General features: G+C 58.3%; 19 protein-coding genes. 6 read left to right on the top strand and 13 right to left on the bottom strand.

Annotated elements, in window-relative coordinates:
* Window positions 1-26: 26 nt before the first annotated feature.
* Entirely contained in the window at window positions 27-1,289 is a 1,263-nt protein-coding gene (gene purD / locus BMY55_RS03415) for a phosphoribosylamine--glycine ligase (protein WP_091428288.1), read from the top strand.
* A 6-nt stretch (window positions 1,290-1,295) separates the two neighbouring features.
* Here purD and BMY55_RS03410 read toward each other — a convergent pair whose 3' ends face one another.
* The 5 genes from BMY55_RS03410 to BMY55_RS03390 all read right to left on the bottom strand — a co-directional run bounded on the left by BMY55_RS03410 (window position 1,296) and on the right by BMY55_RS03390 (window position 5,169).
* Complete coding sequence (locus tag BMY55_RS03410; protein ID WP_091428287.1) at window positions 1,296-2,009, bottom strand: FG-GAP repeat domain-containing protein; 714 nt, start codon at window positions 2,007-2,009, stop codon at window positions 1,296-1,298.
* Complete coding sequence (locus tag BMY55_RS03405) at window positions 2,009-2,332, bottom strand: 2Fe-2S iron-sulfur cluster-binding protein (RefSeq protein WP_091428286.1); 324 nt, start codon at window positions 2,330-2,332, stop codon at window positions 2,009-2,011. The genes BMY55_RS03410 and BMY55_RS03405 overlap by 1 nt, the downstream gene beginning before the upstream one ends.
* A 200-nt stretch (window positions 2,333-2,532) precedes the next feature.
* Window positions 2,533-2,841 (bottom strand): hypothetical protein, encoded by a 309-nt coding sequence (locus BMY55_RS03400; RefSeq protein ID WP_143064274.1) that lies wholly within the window; start codon window positions 2,839-2,841, stop codon window positions 2,533-2,535.
* 140 nt (window positions 2,842-2,981) lie between these two features.
* The gene (locus tag BMY55_RS03395; protein WP_091428284.1) at window positions 2,982-3,851 is read right to left on the bottom strand and encodes a 50S ribosomal protein L11 methyltransferase; all 870 of its coding nucleotides are present in this window, start codon (window positions 3,849-3,851) and stop codon (window positions 2,982-2,984) included.
* Between the two features lie 82 nt (window positions 3,852-3,933).
* On the bottom strand, window positions 3,934-5,169 hold the full coding sequence (locus BMY55_RS03390) for an MFS transporter (protein WP_091428283.1): 1,236 nt from the start codon (window positions 5,167-5,169) through the stop codon (window positions 3,934-3,936).
* A 134-nt stretch (window positions 5,170-5,303) separates the two neighbouring features.
* On the opposite strand from BMY55_RS03390, the gene BMY55_RS03385 reads away from it, so the two are divergent.
* A complete protein-coding gene (locus tag BMY55_RS03385; RefSeq protein WP_091428282.1) occupies window positions 5,304-6,377 on the top strand; it encodes a YeeE/YedE family protein in 1,074 nt (357 codons plus the stop codon).
* 8 nt (window positions 6,378-6,385) lie between these two features.
* Here the strand turns inward: BMY55_RS03385 and BMY55_RS03380 are convergent, their stop codons facing one another.
* Entirely contained in the window at window positions 6,386-6,808 is a 423-nt protein-coding gene (locus BMY55_RS03380; RefSeq protein WP_177179279.1) for a GNAT family N-acetyltransferase, read from the bottom strand.
* 75 nt (window positions 6,809-6,883) lie between these two features.
* A complete protein-coding gene (locus BMY55_RS03375) occupies window positions 6,884-9,079 on the bottom strand; it encodes a primosomal protein N' (protein ID WP_091431981.1) in 2,196 nt (731 codons plus the stop codon).
* Window positions 9,080-9,181: 102 nt separating this feature from the next.
* Between BMY55_RS03375 and fsa the strand changes: the two genes are divergently transcribed.
* The 4 genes from fsa to BMY55_RS03355 all read left to right on the top strand — a co-directional run bounded on the left by fsa (window position 9,182) and on the right by BMY55_RS03355 (window position 12,375).
* Window positions 9,182-9,835, top strand: a complete 654-nt coding sequence (gene fsa, locus BMY55_RS03370; protein ID WP_091428280.1) for a fructose-6-phosphate aldolase — start codon at window positions 9,182-9,184, stop codon at window positions 9,833-9,835.
* A 140-nt stretch (window positions 9,836-9,975) separates the two neighbouring features.
* Window positions 9,976-10,683 carry a DUF484 family protein gene (locus BMY55_RS03365; protein WP_091428279.1) on the top strand — a complete coding sequence of 236 codons (708 nt, stop codon included), beginning with the start codon at window positions 9,976-9,978 and terminating at the stop codon, window positions 10,681-10,683.
* Window positions 10,680-11,615, top strand: coding sequence for a tyrosine recombinase XerC (locus BMY55_RS03360; RefSeq protein ID WP_091428278.1), 936 nt, complete (start codon window positions 10,680-10,682; stop codon window positions 11,613-11,615). Before BMY55_RS03365 ends, BMY55_RS03360 begins: the two co-directional genes overlap by 4 nt.
* A 61-nt stretch (window positions 11,616-11,676) precedes the next feature.
* Complete coding sequence (locus BMY55_RS03355) at window positions 11,677-12,375, top strand: CDP-alcohol phosphatidyltransferase family protein (RefSeq protein ID WP_091428277.1); 699 nt, start codon at window positions 11,677-11,679, stop codon at window positions 12,373-12,375.
* Window positions 12,376-12,403: 28 nt separating this feature from the next.
* On the opposite strand, the gene BMY55_RS03350 is transcribed toward BMY55_RS03355, so the two are convergent.
* The 6 genes from BMY55_RS03350 to BMY55_RS03325 all read right to left on the bottom strand — a co-directional run bounded on the left by BMY55_RS03350 (window position 12,404) and on the right by BMY55_RS03325 (window position 17,744).
* The gene (locus tag BMY55_RS03350; protein ID WP_091428276.1) at window positions 12,404-12,847 is read right to left on the bottom strand and encodes a molybdenum cofactor biosynthesis protein MoaE; all 444 of its coding nucleotides are present in this window, start codon (window positions 12,845-12,847) and stop codon (window positions 12,404-12,406) included.
* Between the two features lies 1 nt (window position 12,848).
* Window positions 12,849-13,097: a molybdopterin converting factor subunit 1 gene (gene moaD, locus BMY55_RS03345; protein WP_091428275.1), complete on the bottom strand. Its 249-nt coding sequence runs from the start codon at window positions 13,095-13,097 to the stop codon at window positions 12,849-12,851.
* Window positions 13,090-13,764, bottom strand: coding sequence for a CDP-diacylglycerol--glycerol-3-phosphate 3-phosphatidyltransferase (gene pgsA, locus BMY55_RS03340; RefSeq protein ID WP_091428274.1), 675 nt, complete (start codon window positions 13,762-13,764; stop codon window positions 13,090-13,092). Before pgsA ends, moaD begins: the two co-directional genes overlap by 8 nt.
* Before the next feature lie 18 nt (window positions 13,765-13,782).
* Complete coding sequence (uvrC, locus tag BMY55_RS03335) at window positions 13,783-15,666, bottom strand: excinuclease ABC subunit UvrC (protein ID WP_245744638.1); 1,884 nt, start codon at window positions 15,664-15,666, stop codon at window positions 13,783-13,785.
* A 315-nt stretch (window positions 15,667-15,981) separates the two neighbouring features.
* Window positions 15,982-16,773, bottom strand: coding sequence for an SDR family oxidoreductase (locus BMY55_RS03330; RefSeq protein ID WP_091428273.1), 792 nt, complete (start codon window positions 16,771-16,773; stop codon window positions 15,982-15,984).
* Entirely contained in the window at window positions 16,773-17,744 is a 972-nt protein-coding gene (locus tag BMY55_RS03325) for a calcium/sodium antiporter (protein ID WP_245744637.1), read from the bottom strand. Before BMY55_RS03325 ends, BMY55_RS03330 begins: the two co-directional genes overlap by 1 nt.
* Window positions 17,745-17,860: the final 116 nt, after the last annotated feature.

The raw sequence follows: 17,860 nt of genomic DNA, 5'->3' as shown, positions 1-17,860 counted from the left end.
ACGGAAGGCCAAGCGGGGGAATATCCATGAACATCCTTATTCTGGGCAGCGGTGGGCGTGAACATGCGCTGGCATGGGCGGTGATGCAGAACCCGAAATGCGACCGTTTGATTGTTGCGCCGGGAAATGCCGGAATGGCCCAGATCGCGGATTGTGCGAAACTGGATATTGAAGATGGTGACGCGGTTGTGACGTTCGCACAGGAAAACACCATAGATTTTGTGATCGTCGGCCCGGAAGCCCCGTTGGCAAAAGGTGTCGCGGATCGTTTGCGTGAGGCCGGGATCAAGGTTTTCGGCCCTTCTGCCGAGGCCGCCAAACTGGAAGCCTCGAAATCCTTCACCAAAGCGGTCTGCGACGCGGCGGGCGCGCCGACAGCGGCCTACGGGCATTTCACCGACGCCGAGGCCGCCAAGGCTTACATCCGCGAGCAAGGTGCCCCAATTGTGGTCAAGGCCGATGGGCTGGCTGCTGGTAAAGGCGTGATTGTCGCGATGGACGTTCAGACCGCGCTCGACGCCATAGACGACATGTTCGGCGGCGTGTTTGGTGGGGCTGGCGCGGAAGTCGTGATCGAAGAATTCATGGAGGGCGAAGAGGCATCATACTTCATCCTTTGCGACGGCAAGACGGCCTTGCCTATTGGCACAGCGCAGGACCACAAACGTGTGGGGGATGGTGACACCGGGCTGAACACCGGCGGCATGGGCGCCTATTCCCCTGCCCCGGTTCTGACGGACGAAATTGCCGCCCGTGCCATGCGCGAGATCATCGAGCCGACCGTGACCGAAATGGCCAAGCGCGGCACACCCTATCAGGGCGTTCTGTATGCGGGGTTCATGATCAAGGACGGGCAAGCGCGTTTGGTGGAATACAACGCCCGTTTCGGCGATCCGGAATGTCAGGTGTTGATGATGCGGTTGGGCGCGCAGGCGTTGGATCTGATGCTGGCCTGTGCCGAGGGGCAGTTGGACAAGGCCAAGGTCAACTGGGCTGACGACCACGCAATCACGGTGGTGATGGCGGCCAAGGGCTATCCCGGGACCTATCAGAAGGGGACGGTTATCAACGGGTTGGATGATCTGCCTGAGGATTCGAAGAATATGGTGTTTCACGCTGGAACGACCGAAGTCGACGGGAAGATCACCGCCAGCGGCGGACGTGTCCTGAACGTCACCGCCCGCGGCGACAGCCTGCACGAGGCCCGCGACCGCGCCTATGCGATGATCGAAAAGATTGACTGGCCCGAGGGGTTCAACCGCTCGGATATCGGCTGGCGGGCGCTTTAACCACCCCTAACAGCCCAAACGCGCCGACAGGCTGTCCGGTCCTTGATACCGACCGACATTGATCAGCTTCAGTTCCAAACCGTCCAGACGGGTTTCAATGACCCTGGACCAGTTGGCGCTGGCGGTCACAACGACCGGAGGCTCCCCCGCGCAATCACGCACGCCACCTTCGATCATCGGGCTACCGAATTTGTGATTGGTCAGACCTCCGACGGTGGCCAACTCGCTGAATGCAACGCCGTCACGACCAGGCTTGACTGTTGTTAGTATGAGCCTGCGGGCCAAATGGGGACGATCGACAAAGGCGATCTCGTCCAACCCATCGCCATTGAAATCTGCCATGCCTGCCACGGCCAACCAACGATGACGCGCGCCGATCGGGGTGTTTGCCCCACGCAGCACCAGCTTGCCATCACGCCACGCATAGATGCGGATCATTGCGCCGACATCATCGCCGCTGAACACGGTCACGATTTCGGGCGCGCCGTCACCATCGAAATCGTGCAGTCGCGGTGTCGTATCCTCGAACACGCCGCCAGAGACGCGGGACACAGCGCGCGCACCGTCAGCCAGCGTCACCTCAAGCGCACCATATTCGCCACCGGGAACCGCCCCATGGCCATAGCGGTCCGTGCGTTCAACATATCGGGCCGACGTGATCTGCGCTGCCGCCGGGGCTGCAAGGCAGATGAAAATCAGGGCAGCCCGCAGACCGATCATCAGATTTGTTTTTCCGGCATATGGACGACCAGACCGTCAAGATCATCAGTGACCTTGAGCTGGCAAGTCAGGCGGGACCGCTCGGCATCCGGCTCATAGGCGAAATCGAGCATGTCTTCTTCCATTGCGTCCTTGGCGGGCACCTTGTCGACCCACGCCGCGTCGACATAGACATGACAGGTCGAACAGGCGCATGCCCCGCCGCAATCGGCTTCGATTCCCGGGATATTGTTGTCGCGCGCGCCTTCCATCACGGTCAAACCGTTGGCGACGTCGACGACGTGCTGCGTTCCATTGTGCTCGATATAGGTAATCTTTGCCATTTGGCGCCTCCTGTTCATGCTCGGGTCTTTCTAGACAAGGCAGATAGGCAAGGCCAAGAGGATTTGCCAGTCAAGACAGCTTACCGTAACGGAAAATGTGGCTTTGCGTCGAAATGACATCGCGAAAGCCACGTTTCAAAACGAAACCAGCCCGAAACGCTTTGTCGCGCGCGGGCTGGCATTGAAACTAGATGTCCACGTTAGAACGGGTTGGACATGAACCCGCTAATGGCAGTTGTCACCGGATCGTCCTGCATGATCCAAGCCCCGGCTTGTTCGATCATCGTCCCTTGCGACAGTCGGTCAAGACGATCATTGTAGTTGATCACGCCGACCTGGCTGAACAGGAAGCCTTTGAACAGCATGAACCCAATAAGCGTCAGGATCAGTCCCTTGATCGGGAACCCCCGCCGCAGCCGGGGCTTGCTGGGCACCAACAGCCCATCGCGCTCTACCAGCTGGACATAGCCCTGCGACAAGCGACGGTGCTGACGGCTAATTCCGCGCACTCGTTTTTGAAAGTCTTGAACTTGTGCATCAGTCACTTTCAATACCCTCCCCAATAAACAAATTAAAAATACACCCAGTTCAGAATATGGCAAAAAAGTGTTTATGACCAGAAATCTGTCAAATTTTCGCGTAAAAAACACTAACTTTTTTGAAGAACCAGTGTCGTCCAGTCAACAATTTCGGTGCGTTCGACCAGATTAAGCCCGTTTTGGAGATAAACGGAAATCACTTCGTCTGCTTGCGGGTTCAGAATACCCGATAGAATCGCATATCCCTTGGTAGAAAGGTGTTTTGCCATATCCGGGGCAAGTCCGATCAATGGCCCTTTCAGAATATTTGCAAATACCAGATCAAATGGCGACGCTTCATGCAACTCTGGAGCATTGAATCCTGCTGCCTCTACGCAATGGACACGTTCTTCAAGATCGTTGGCAGCAACATTCGCTCTTGCGACATCAACGGCCACCTGATCAATATCACTGGCCAAGACCGGATTGGGCCAAACACGCGCGGCAGCCATCGCCAAGACGGCGGTCCCGCAACCAATATCGACGACATTCTTGCCGACAAACCCTTGTTCTACCAATCCATCCAGCGCCTTCAGGCAACCCAGCGTGGTGCCGTGGTGTCCTGTGCCGAATGCCATCGCAGCTTCGATCAGCAGTGCGATCTTTCCTTCCGGCACGTTGTCGGCATCATGACTGCCATGCACGAAAAAGCGTCCGGCTTCGACCGGGGACAATTCACGGCGCACATGGGCGACCCAATCAACCTCGGGCAATTCCGAGACAGTGAAGTCTTTTGCCTTGTGCATCGCCGCCAGCAGGGCAAGTCCGGCGGCATCAGGTTCCTCTGTGAAATAGCCGCCGACTTCCCAAATTCCGCTCCCGTCCTCCACTTCAAACACACCGACGCCGATGGGGTCTGGGGTCAACACCTCCATCGCCAAGCCAAGCGCTTCGGCGGCGTCTTGGCCGTCCAACGTGGTAAGTGCGGTCCAAGTGGACATGACAGCATCCTTTCTGATGACAGAAACGGCCTAGCGAGCAGCGCCCGCGCGGTCAACCACAACCACAACGCTGGCAGGCGAGTTACTCGGCAACCTGCGGCAACGGGCGCGAAAAGACGGTCTCGTTCCCCTTCTCCGGGTGGCGTGGGATAAGAAGCGACAGCATCAGAGAGATACAAGCCATGGCCGCGGCCAGCCCAAAGACGCCCCCCGGCGACACAACCCACAGATAACCGAGCAGCGCCGGCAGGAAGACCGCTGCAATATGGTTGATTGTGAAGGCGACGGCAGCTGTCGGCGCGATGTCCTTCGGGTCTGCGATCTTTTGGAAATAGGTTTTCAGCGCGAAGGCCAGCGCGAAGAACAGGTGGTCGAGCACATAAAGCGCTGCCGCCAGCACCACACCCCAGCCAAAATAATAGATCCCGCCATAGGCAAGGAACACGCAGATCAGCCCGGTATATTCAAAGGCCAACGCACGACGTTCTCCCCATCTGGCAACCGCTTTCCCCATTAATGGCGCAAAGAAGATATTGGCAAGGTAGTTGATCAGGAACAGCGCCGTGACCTCGTGCACCTCAAAACCAAAGCGTTCGACCATCATGAAGGCGGCGAAGACCGTAAAAATCTGTCGCCGGGCGCCCGCCATGAACTGCAACGCGTAGTAAAGCCAGTAACGGCGGCGCAGCACGAACTGCTTCAACTGCGGCTCGGGGCTTTCAAACTGCGGATAGGCGAAGAAAGCGAACACCGAAATGGCCAGCGTAGTGCCGCCCGCGATCATGTAGACAAGATTATAGCTCAGATCGAATGTCTTCCACGTCAACATCAGAAGCCCATAACTCAGCAAAGCGGCCGCAGACCCGATGGACATGATCCACCCCAACATTTGCGGCGCGCGTTTTTTGTCGATCCATTGAAGCTGAAGCGACTGGTTCACCGTCTCGAAATAATGAAACCCGATAGACGACAACATCGTGATTGTCAGAATGCCTCCCAAACTTGGAAACCATGCGGTGATCGCGGTGGCCGCGCCCAGTAGACCAAGCGCCACAACACCCAGAACCTGTTCGCGAAACAGCATGAGCAAGGCGATCACGCCGATGGCCAAAAAGCCGGGAATCTCGCGCACCGTATGCAACCAGCCGATTTCGACGCCGGTGAAACCCGCTACCTCGATCACGAAGTTGTTCAGAAGGGCGGACCAGGTGAAAAACGCAATCGGCATCCCGGCCGCCATCAGCATCAAAAGAAAGATGGGGCGACGCCAGAACGGTAGCATCCGGGCTTCGTCGAGTGTCAGGATCTGGTGTCTCATGATCTCGCATTACGCCTGTTTTTTTCAATTGGCGAGATCAAAACGCATTCACTCAATCGTATGTGTTAATGATTTATGTCAAGGTAGGCCGAAACATAACCCGGCAAGTTAACCCAGCAATTGAAGGAGATCGTATGGATATTGTGCCCCTGATTGATCGTATCGGAGAGGAGCCGACAGCCGCGCTGTTCGGGCTGATAACCGGAATTGTCTTTGGCGTCGCGGCCCAACGGTCCCGGTTTTGCCTGCGCGCAGCGACCGTGGAGTTCGCCCGGCGTATGATGGACAGTTCCGTGGCGATTTGGCTTCTGACCTTCTCAACCGCTCTTGTCTGGGTGCAGGGGGCGTCACTTCTGGGCCTGTTGCGACCCGAGGACGCGCGCATGATGGCGGTGACTGGCACTTGGTCGGGTGCCATCATTGGCGGGTTGATGTTCGGCGTGGGCATGGTGCTGGCGCGTGGCTGTTCGGGCCGCCTTCTGGTGCTGGCGGCCACCGGCAACCTGCGATCGGTGGTGTCCGGCCTGATCTTCGCGGTGGTCGCGCAGATGAGCCTGCATGGCTGGCTCGCCCCAACGCGCGATAAACTGGCCCGGCTGTGGATGACCGATGGCGGCGTGAATGTGAACCTGCTGAATGCGCTTGGCGTGCCGGACTGGTCCGGTTTCGCGCTTGGCATACTGATTGCCGTCCTCGCGATCTATATCGCGCGCAAATCCGGCATGGGATACCGGCGTCTTGTTTTCGGGTCCGGTGTCGGCTTTGCCGTCGCACTGGGTTGGGTGTTGACGTATCAACTGTCTCTTGCTGCGTTCGAGCCTGTGACCGTAAACTCCGTCACCTTCTCTGGCCCGTCCGCCAACACGCTTATGTTCTTCCTGATCCCCGATCCGGTGTTGGAGTTCGATGTGGGCCTTGTTCCCGGCGTTGTCATTGGGGCCTTTGCCGCCAGTTGGCTGGCCGGGGAGTTCAAGTTCCAAGGCTTCGACAGCGAGGCCAACATGCGCCGCTCGATGTTTGGGGCGGTGCTGATGGGCTTCGGTGCCATGCTGGCCGGGGGGTGCGCTATCGGTGCGGGTGTGACGGGCACGTCGATCTTAGTCGGAACCGCATGGCTTGCGCTTTTGTGCATGTGGATCGGGGCGGTCTTTACCGATGCTTTGGTCGATCAGTCGAAGGGAAGAGGCGCAGCGCTGCCGGCGGCGTGATCCGCACCTCAGACATCCATTGCTCCATCCCAATCATAGACGACAATCTCGCCAGTCTCGCGCGCATTCAAACTCTGATAAAGTGCGCGCGCGGGCTTGTTCCCCATCTCCGTGGCAAGCCAGATGCCCTGACACCCGGCATCGCGCGCTTGTTCGATAAGGTTTCGACACAGCGTGCCTGCGATGCCACGTCTGCGCATTTCCTCGGCCACACCGACCTCGTTGATGAAAAACGCAGGGGGTTTGTCGGGATGCAGCAAAACGGTGCCTGACGCAAATCCAATAACGCTGTCATCCACTCGCGCAAAGATCATTTCGTGCCCTGACGTCGACACGAACGCCTTCAAAAACTCGGGATCAACGGCGTTGTCAAAGACGTCTGCCCTTTCGAGCATCCGGGCGTTCTCTGCGTTCAAAAAATGGTAGGTCACAGGGCCGGTCATGTGCGCAGTATAGCCGATGCGCGGACCACATGGAATGTTGCACCAGGCCAGCGGCAGTAGTGCTCAATAAAAACTCTGCGGGTCAATATCCACGGATACGCGCATATCCCCCTTGATCTGGAACTGCGCCAGCCAACGTTTCAGCGCTGCTTGAATGGGCGCGCTCTTATCCGCTTTCACCAGCAATCGAACACGATGCCGTCCGCGGACGCGGGCGATGGGCGCAGGCGCGGGACCGTAGAGTTGCGCGCCGATCTGGATCAACGGTTCGGATCGCCGCGCCATCTCGGACCCCAGATCGAACACTGCCTGAATATCCGGCGAGGACAGGACGATCCCGGCCAGACGACCGTAGGGCGGAACGCCCGCAGCCTGACGCTCGGCCGCTTCCGCGCGCCAGAACTTCTCTTCCTCGCCCGCAAGGATCGCTCGGATCACCGGATGTTCGGGTTGGAATGTTTGCAAAAGCGCTACGCCGGGTGTTTCCGCCCGCCCGGCCCGGCCTGCAACCTGCCGGATCAATTGGAAGGTGCGTTCAGCCGCGCGCAGGTCGGACCCTTGCAAGCCAAGATCGGCATCAATCACCCCGACCAGAGTCAGCTTTGGAAAATTGTGCCCTTTTGCCACCAGTTGCGTGCCGATGATGATGTCGGCACCGCCCTCGGCGATCAGCTCGATCTGTTCTTTAAGCGCGCGGGCTGACCCAAAAAGGTCGGACGACAACACAGCAACGCGGGCGTCGGGAAAGCTCGCTCGGATCTCTTCCGCCAGCCGTTCGACTCCTGGGCCAACAGGGGCCAGCTTGCCTTCAACCTCGCATTCCGGGCAAGCCTCGGGCATCGGTTTCGTCTCGCCACATTGGTGGCAGACAAGACGTTTCTGAAAGCGATGTTCCACCATGCGTGCGTCGCAGTGGTCGCAACCGATCTGATGTCCGCAGGCGCGGCAGATCGTGACCGGCGCATAGCCACGGCGGTTGATGAACAGCAACGATTGTTCACCCTTCGCGATGCGGCGTGTCACAGCGGCTTTCAGTGTGGGTGATATCCAGCTTTGCGACGGCAAATCCTCTTGCCGCATATCAATCGCACGCATGTCGGGCATGACGGCGGGGCCATAACGGCTTGTCAATTCAATGCGCTTATACTTGCCCGCTTCGCAGTTGGCCCAAGTCTCTAACGACGGCGTGGCAGACGCCAGCACTACTTGCGCATCACAGATAGAGGCCCGCATCACCGCCATGTCCCGCGCGGAATAGAGCACACCGTCTTCCTGCTTGTAGGAGCCGTCATGCTCCTCATCCACAATCACCAAGCCAAGGTCCCGAAAAGGGAGATAGAGCGCAGAACGAGCACCGACCACCAGCGAAGCCTCCCCCTGCCCGACCATCCGCCAGCATCGGCGGCGTTCGGTCATGGTGACACCGGAATGCCATTCGGCAGGGCGCGCTCCGAAACGTTCTTCTACGCGTTTCAAGAACTCCGCAGTCAGGGCGATCTCGGGCAGAAGCACCAGAGCTTGCCGCCCTTTGCGCAGACCGGCGGCGACAGCTTCCAGATAAACCTCGGTCTTGCCTGCGCCCGTGACCCCGCGCAAGAGCGTGGTGCCGTATCGACCACCGCGCACCCCGTCGGTCAACTGCTTGGCCGCAGCGGCCTGATCGTCGGTCAATTCCTTGCCGGGCAGGTCCGGATCAAGTCGCGGATAAGGTAAATCACGGGGTGTACCCTCTTCGCGGATGGCGCCCAGTGTCACCAACCCCTTGACTACCGATCCGCTCACCCCCGCCAGATCGGCCAGTTCCTTCTGGGTGAACCCAACGCCGGGCTGATCCATCAGCACGTCCATCACCTTCGCACGCGCGTCCGTCAGGCGGTTGGGGCGATGACCCGATGCCTTAAGAACCTTCCGCATCGAGGGCGGATCGGACAATCCCGGCGCGCGGGTGGCAAGGCGCAGCATCTGGCTCATCGGGGTGAGGGTATAATCGCCCACACGGGTCAGGAACTCGGCCATTTCGGCGCGCATCGGGGCCACGTCCAGCACGCGGATCACGGCGCGCAATTTTGAGGCATCAAACCCACCTTCGCCCGGCCCCCAGATCACGCCCAACACCTTGCGCGGGCCAAGCGGCACCTCGACAAAGTCACCCTGCACGCAGCCCCCTTCAGGCGCGCGGTAGGTCAGAATGCGGTCCAAGGGCTGCGCGGTCAGAACACCGACGCGCGCGCCTTCCGAAAAATGCTGAATGTCGCTCATTTCGCCTGAGTCCCCGTCGTCGGGCGCACCATAAGGGCTTTCTGCCCGCGCGCCCATGGGGTATGAGAGCGCAAACGCCCAACAGCTACAGGAGTCGCGCACATGAAATTTTTCGCTGATACTGCCGATATCGACGCCATCAAGGAACTGAACGACGCTGGAATGCTTGACGGCGTGACAACCAACCCCTCGATCATCGCAAAATCCGGTCGTGACATTCTGGAAGTGACCAAGGAAATCTGTGACATCGTGGATGGACCAGTCTCTGCCGAAGTCACCGCCCTGGATGCTGACACCATGATCGCCGAAGGACGCAAGCTGGCCAAGATCGCAGACAACATCGCGATCAAAGTCCCGTTGACCTGGGACGGGCTGAAAGCCTGCAAGGTGCTGACCGATGAAGGCAATATGGTGAACGTGACGCTGTGTTTCTCGGCCAACCAGGCGCTTCTGGCCGCAAAGGCCGGTGCCACCTTCATTTCACCCTTCATCGGCCGTCTGGATGACATCAACATGGATGGGCTGGAACTGATCGAGGACATTCGGACCATCTATGACAATTACGGGTTCGAGACGCAGATTTTGGCGGCGTCGATCCGGTCGGTCAACCACATGAAAGACTGCGCGCTGGTCGGGGCTGATGTGGCCACCGCGCCGACTTCGGTCATCAAGGCGATGGCGAAACACGTCCTGACCGATAAGGGTCTGGATGGGTTTCTGGCCGACATCAAAGCGGCTGGTATCAAAATTCTGTAAGCGGTCTTACGACTGCACAACTGTTACGAGGGGGCCACGGCCCCCTCTTTCTGTTGGGGCAGGTGTTAAAAAATTGACCAACCGCGCTTCGGCTTGGTGTATGTTCGGTCAAAACGACCAAAACAAAACTGAGGCAGCAGATGAGCGTACCAGCTACGATTGACGATGAATTGCGCGCGCATTTAATCGCGCAACCCGAAACAATTCTGGATGATCAGGATATCATGCGTGCGTTAATCGCCGCGAATGAACGCGCGATGGGGGCCAATATCGTGGACCTGCGTGGCATTGCGATGGAGCGGCTTGAGGCCCGTCTGGACCGTCTGGAAGATACCCATCGGTCGGTGATCGCAGCAGCATACAACAACATTTCCGGCATGAACATGATCCACCGTGCCGTGCTCAGGATGCTGGACCCGGCGGATTTTGAATTGTTCATGGCAGACCTCAGCGGCGAAGTGGCCGAAATCTTACGCGTCGATTGTGTTCGGTTGGTTCTGGAAACTGAACACGGCGAAAAGAACCGCGCAGTCGGGCGGTTGGGCCCGGTCTTGTCCATCGCAGCCCCCGGGTTCGTAAATGACTATCTGGGTATGAGCGGCGATCAATCCACGCGTCAGGTCTTTCTGCGCCAGATTCAAGAACAAGACGAAACTATCTATGGTGACACTGGTTTCTGGGTCCGGTCCGAGGCTTGCATTCGTCTGGATCTCGGCGAAGGCCGTTTGCCCGGCATGCTGGTTCTGGGGGTCGAGGACGCGCAGCTGTTCAAACCCGGTCAGGGCACCGATCTTCTGGCGTTCTTCGGTGGTGTGTTTGAACGCGCGATGCGCCGCTGGTTGTCGTGACAGCCAAGGACACATTTGCAATCTCGGACGGTGCACGCGCAGCACTTTCGGAATGGCTGGATCACATCCGGGCGCTGGATGGTGCCTCTACGAACACGGTCACGGCGTATCAAACCGATCTGACCGCGTATCTGGCTTTCATGGCAGGCCATCTGGGCGGATCAGCCGGGCGGGGCGGACTGGCTCGCGTCACACTGTCCGACATGCGGGCGTGGATGGCGCATGAGCGCGGGCGCGGCGTAGGCGCGCGCTCTCTTGCCCGGTCTTTGTCCGCCGTCAAAAGTTTTTACCGCTGGCTGAGCGAACGGGATGATTTCGATGCCACCGCCGTGCTGTCGACACGCAGCCCGAAATTTACCAAGAAACTGCCCCGTCCACTGGCACCCGATGCCGCCATGGCAGTGATCGAGACGGTCGGGATGCAATCTCAGCACGGTTGGGTCGGTGCAAGGGACATCGCAGTTGCGACACTTCTTTATGGTTGCGGCTTGCGTATCTCGGAAGCACTTGGCTTGACCTGCGCCGATGCGCCCCTGGCGGACGCCTTGCGCATCAAGGGCAAGGGCGGCAAGGAACGTGTTGTGCCGGTTCTGCCCGCCGCCCGTGATGCTGTCGAGACCTATCGCCGCCTGTGTCCCCACCCGGAAACACCTGACGCGCCCCTGTTTCGCGGCGTTCGCGGTGGCGCACTTGGCCCGCGCATCGTGCAAAAGGCGATGGAGCAAGTGCGCCTGCAACTTGGCCTGCCAGCAACCGCCACACCCCATGCCATGCGGCACAGCTTCGCGACACATCTTCTTGCCGCCGGTGGCGATTTGCGAGCCATTCAGGAATTGCTGGGCCATGCCAGCCTGTCGACAACACAGGCCTATACGACAGTCGACACATCGCGATTGCTAGAGGTCTATAACGCCGCTCACCCGCGCGCGTAACCAAACAGGAGCCACCGGGTTTCTTCTTTCCCCTTTTGTATTTTTCCGGCACAAAGCGCGCATGAAACTTTCGACCAAAGCCCTTCTCGTCCATCTGTTGACCGCGACAGGTGCCGTTTTTGCAATGCTGGCCATGCTGGCCGCCGTGGACGAAAACTGGAGCCTGATGTTCCTGTGGCTGGTTGTAGCCTTCGGGGTCGATGGCATCGACGGGCCGCTGGCACGGCGCTATGACGTGTCGGTCAACGCGCCGCAATATGACGGTGTGTTGATGGACCTGATCATTGATTATCTGACCTATGTCTTCATACCGGCATACGCGCTGTTCAAGTCGGGTCTGATGCCCGGCTGGACTGGCTGGTTTGCCATCATCGTTATCACCTTCGCCAGTGCGATCTATTTTGCCGACACCAGGATGAAAACCAAAGACAACAGCTTTTCGGGGTTTCCCGGCTGTTGGAATATGCTGGTCATTGTCCTGTTCGCAACGCAACCGAATTTCTGGTTCATGCTGGTTCTGGTGACAGCGCTTGCGGTGGCCATGTTCCTGCCGCTGAAATTCATCCACCCGGTTCGCACCGAACGCTGGCGCGCAATCAGTCTGCCCGTCGCGCTTGCATGGACTGGCTTTGCCGGATGGGCAGCATGGGTCGATTTTCACCCGGAAAGCTGGGCGCATTGGGGGTTGGTGCTGACCTCGATCTACTTGTTGGGGGCGGGAATTGCGCAACAGATCATGCCTGAGCGCGGCACTGCCTGAAGATGCGCGAACCAACGCTTGCTCGATCTCACCACCGCGTCAATGCGTCCTCGTCATCCACCTTGGCGTCTACCCAGTCGGTTGACCCGTCCTGCTGAATTTCTTTTTTCCAGAACGGCGCGCGGGATTTCAGATAGTCCATCAGAAATTCGGCAGCTTCGAACGCGGCGACCCGGTGTTTGGCTGCGGTTGCCACCATCATGATCTGTTCGCCGGGTGCCAAGGGGCCGTGTCGGTGGATCACCAAACACCCCGCCAGTGACCATCGCGCGCAAGCCTCATCCACGATCGCCGTGATTGCTTTTTCCGTCATGCCTGGATAGTGCTCGATCTCCATCCGCGAAAGCGTGCCGACATCATCGCGCACAATGCCTGTGAAGCTGACCACGGCCCCGATGTCAGCGCGACGCTGTGCAAATCGCGACAGCTCTGCGCCCGGATCAAACGGTTCTGATTGAACCCTGACTGACATCCTAACCACCCGTCATCGGAGGGAAAAACGCCACTTCGCGCACTCCTTTCAGCGGGGCATCGAAGTCAGCAAGCTCTTGGTCCAGAGCCACGCGCAGGGCAGCGAGATCGGCGAACGCCGCCGCATAACGTGGTTCACGGGCGCTCAGTTCGCTCACCAGCTCGGCCACCGTTGACGCTTGTGTGTCGATTTTCTCGCGCGGCTCTCCGATACGTTCACGAACCCAGGCAAAATACATGACCTCAACCATTGTCAGGCTCCTCTCGCAGAAATGGCAGGGCTTTACGAAAATAATCCCAGCCTGTTACGACCGTCAGTGCGCCTGCGATCCACAGCAGTGTGATTCCCAACCATGCCGACCACCGCCCGGCGGCTTCGTAATACAACAGCCCAACATTATCCGAAATCGTGCCATTGAAGATGCCCTCAACGATTGCTTGATCCATGCCCTGCATTCGATCCAATAGGCTTTGCTGGAAAATCCCGGTGGAAAACAGGACCGCGATCGCCACCATCTGCACCGTGGTTTTCCATTTTGCCAGTTGAGTCACTTTCAACGCACGCGCGCGATCACCCAGTGTCTCGCGCAAACCAGATACGAACACCTCGCGATAGATGATCAGTGCCGAGGGCAACAATATCCAAGGTGTCACTCCGGCATAGCCGTTGATCACCAGAAGCGCGATCAGCACCATGGCCTTGTCGGCAATCGGATCCATCGCCGCACCAAACAGGCTTTCCAACTTCCATGCGCGGGCCAGATACCCGTCCAGATAATCGGTGATCGAGGCAACGATGAACAGGATCATCGCATACCAATCCGCCCAGGGTCGCGCGAAATACAGAAACATCACCGGCAACAAAGGAGCCGCGATCAAGCGGGCAACGGTCAGAATATTGGGCAGGTTCCATCTCATAGGTTTCTCCTTACCCCGTCAGCCCTTGTCATGGAAGAAGCCATAGATGGTTTCGGCAAGTGTTTCGGAAATTCCGTCGACCGCCTTCAGATCGTCAAGCCCCGCGCGGCTGACCGCCTTGGCCGATCCGAAATGCTGCAACAACGCTCGCTTGCGGGCAGCCCCCACACCCGGCACCTCGTCCAGCGGGGTTGCGCCCTGCGCTTTGGCGCGTTTAGCACGGTGGGTGCCGATGGCAAAGCGGTGCGCTTCGTCCCGCAAACGTTGGATAAAGTAAAGAATCGGGTCATTCCGTTTCAACGCGAAGGGGCGCTGTTTCCGTCGATAGAATTCTTCTTTTCCTTGGTCACGGTCGACCCCTTTGGCCACTCCAACCATCGGGATGTCCGTCACGCCAAGCTCCTCCATGATCTCGTGGACTGCGCTGACCTGTCCCGCGCCGCCGTCGATCAGCAGGAGATCGGGCCAATGTTCGCCCTCACGGTCCGGGTCTTCCTTCAGAAGACGTTTGAAGCGACGCGTCAGCACTTCTTTCATCATGCCGAAATCATCGCCGGGGGTCAGATCATCGCCCTTGATGTTGAACTTGCGATACTGGCTTTTCATGAAACCTTCCGGCCCGGCCACAATCATCGCGCCGACCGCGTGGGCGCCTTGGATGTGCGAGTTGTCGTAGACCTCGATCCGCTGTGGTGGCACGTCCAGATCAAAAGCCCGTGCGATGCCATCCAGCAGCCGTGCCTGAGTGGCCGTTTCCGCCATCTTACGGCCAAGGCTTTCGCGGGCATTGCGTTGCGCATTTGCGACAAGTTCGGATTTCTCGCCTCGCAATGGCACAGAGATTTCAACTTTGCGCCCCAATCGTTCTGACAACGCTTCGGCCATCAGGTCCTGTTCGTCCAGCGGATCGGACAGCAGGATCAGGCGCGGCGGTTCCTTCTGGTCATAGAACTGACCTACGAAAGCCTGAAGCACTTCGCCCGGCCCCGCCCCCGCACCTGTGCGCGGATAGAAGTCGCGGTTGCCCCAGTTTTGATGGGCGCGGATAAAGAACACCTGAACGCAAGCCTGCCCGCCTTCCATGTGAAGCGCGATCACGTCCGCCTCGGCGACGCCACGCGGATTGACACCCTGCGCTTGCTGCACCTGGGTCAACGCCCGGATACGGTCGCGCAAGATGGCGGCCTTTTCAAACTCCAGTGCCTCGGATGCCGCCTGCATATCTGCTGCCAGATTTTCCTGCATTTTTGTTGTGCGGCCCGACAGAAAATCCTCGGCATCGCGCACAAGACTTGCATACCCTTTGGCATCAATTTTACCGACGCACGGGCCAGAGCATCGCTTGATCTGATATTGCAGGCAGGGTCGCGTGCGGGTTTCGAACATAGCGTCCGAGCAATTGCGCAACAGAAACACCTTCTGCAACTGGTTCAGGGTCCGGTTCACAGCATCAGCGCTGGCAAAGGGGCCGTAATATGCACCCTTCTCTTTCCGCGCACCACGGTGTTTCTTGATCTGCGGAAAATCATGCCCAGTGACCAGAATGTTCGGAAAGCTCTTGTCGTCACGCAAAAGCACGTTGAAATGCGGCTTCAATTGCTTGATCAGGTTCTGTTCCAGCAGCAGCGCTTCGGTCTCGGTCTGCGTGGTCAGAAACATCATCGACGCGGTCTGGCTGATCATCCGTGCGATACGCGCGGTATGCCCCGACGGCTTGGCATAGTTCGACACACGTTTCTTCAGGCTGCGCGCTTTGCCCACATAGAGCACGCGCCCCTTGGCATCGAGCATCCGGTAAACACCCGGTGAATTATCCAGTGTTTTCAAATAAGATTGAATGACACCATGTCCGACCGGAACCTCTGGTCGATCCTGCTCTTTCATGGTGTTCTCAGCGTTCATTATATTGTTGCCCTGATTCTCTGCGCGCCTGCAATCTTAACGCCACGAAGACAAGAGGAAACCTGCCCACAATTTCTGTGGATAACTCTGAGGACATGTTTTGACCATCCACAAAAATCCCTTGTATTCAGCCTGCTTCCGCGATGTGCCTAATTTTTAGGCAGCTATCTAAGCCATTGATAGTTAACAAAAGAAATATGACGCCCGTGTAAACAAATGAAATCATTGCAAAAAATATGGACTTTCCGCAGGGGGAACTTCACGCGTGCACAACTTTGTGGTTGCTGAAAGCAACCTGTGCCATTTTACCGGGTCTCAGTGATCTTCCACGCCGCGAATGTCCGGGGTCTGCCATGCCAGATGCTGCCCGCCATCCACAGCAATCATTTGCCCTGTGACGGCTGGTGCATTCAGGAAAAATGCAAGCGCGGCTGTAATGTCTTCGACGTTCGCCCCACGTTGCAAAAGTGATGCTGACCGCTGCCCGTCAAAATGCGCCTGCGTCTGTCGCGCACCGATCAGCGTGGTCCCGGGCGCAATACCGTTGACACGCACATGCGGGGCCAGAGCCTGCGCGCCAGTACGGGTCAGCGTCCAAAGAGCGTTCTTGGCAAGGCTGTAGGTCATGAACTCGGGCGTGGGCTTTTGCACACGCTGATCGAGCATGTTCACGACAAGCGCTTGGGGAAGGCTTTCGCCATTATCATCAATGACCGCTCTGGACGCTTGCGCGGCAAAGGACTGCATCAGGAAGAACGGTGCCCGCAGGTTCGAGGACATATGCCTGTCCCAACTTTGCTGCGTGGCCGAGGTCAGCGTATCATACTCAAAGATCGACGCATTGTTGACCAATAGGGACAGCGGCCCGCCCAACGCCTTTGCCGCGCGAGGCACGAGCACCTCAACCTGTTCCATATCCAGAAGATCAGCCTGCAAGGCCACGGCTTTCCGACCCATGGATTGTATGTTCCCGACGGTCTCGGATGCCCCATCCTCTGATGTCGCGTAGTGGACCGCCACATCGCACCCCTGCCGCGCAAGTTCCAACGCCATGGCACGACCAAGCCGCGCGCCCGCCCCGGTAATCAATGCGCGTGGCTGGTTCATCAGGACATTCCCAGAACGATCATCACATAGATCACGTAGAGCGACGACAAGACGACCCCCCATATGCGACCCATATGCCATTTCAAGAAGACGAAAGGTGCCAGCAGTAGGGACGCACCCAACATCACCCAAAGGTCGAAATGCAGGATACCGCGCTCAATTGGGATCGGACCCACCAAAGACGCAATGCCAATGATTGCCAGCAGGTTGAACATATTCGACCCGATCACGTTTCCCAAGGCGACCTCGGCTTGATTTCGCAGCGCCGCCATCACTGTCGTCGCCAGCTCTGGCAAGGAAGTGCCCAGCGCCACCAGCGTCAGGCCGATCACAGTTTCAGACACACCAAAATGACGGGCGATGTTGGTCGAGGCGTCGACCAGAAGATCAGCCCCCAACGGCAAGCCAATCAAGCCCAGCACGAGGAACAGAATGACCTTCCACCACGGCATGTCCGGGTCGGCACCCTCGACCTCTTCTTCGCCGTCGCAGCAGGCGTCATTTGCCGCAACGTGGTTGGAGCGTCGGTGCGACAAAGCTACGCGAAACGCCGAATTCAGCATCAGGCCAAGCGCAGCCAGAAGCACCAGACCTTGTATCCAAGTGATCACCCCATTCATGCTCAAGATGATGAACAGCAGCGTGGCCCCCATCATCTGAAGATAACTTTTCCTGGTGTCACAGGTCGCCGTAGACAGACCGGAAATCACGGCCGGCACCCCAAGCACCAACAGGATATTCGCGGTGTTTGACCCGACCACGTTACCCATGGCCAACCCGGGCACCCCTTCGAAGATTGCCTTGACCGAGATCAGAAGCTCGGGTGCCGAAGTGCCAAACGCGACGACGGTCAGCGAAACGATCAGCGCAGGCACACCAAGGCGCAGCGACATGTTCACCGCCCCGCGCACAAGGCTGTCGCCCGCGAACAGAAGAATGACAAGGCCGAGCATGGCATAGATCAGATCCAAGGCTCAGCCCTTTCCGCTACAGTCGCAGGGGGACTTCCCCAACCGGTACTTTCCACAACGCGGACATTTCATGGCTTCGATACGTTGCTGCCCGGGGTATCTGAGCTTCCCGAACA

The sequence above is a fragment of the Aliiroseovarius sediminilitoris genome (genome assembly GCF_900109955.1).
In the GTDB taxonomy this organism is placed as follows: Bacteria; Pseudomonadota; Alphaproteobacteria; order Rhodobacterales; family Rhodobacteraceae; genus Aliiroseovarius; species Aliiroseovarius sediminilitoris.
Note: the sequence above shows the minus strand (reverse complement) of the source record. Positions and strands in the feature narration are given on the sequence as shown.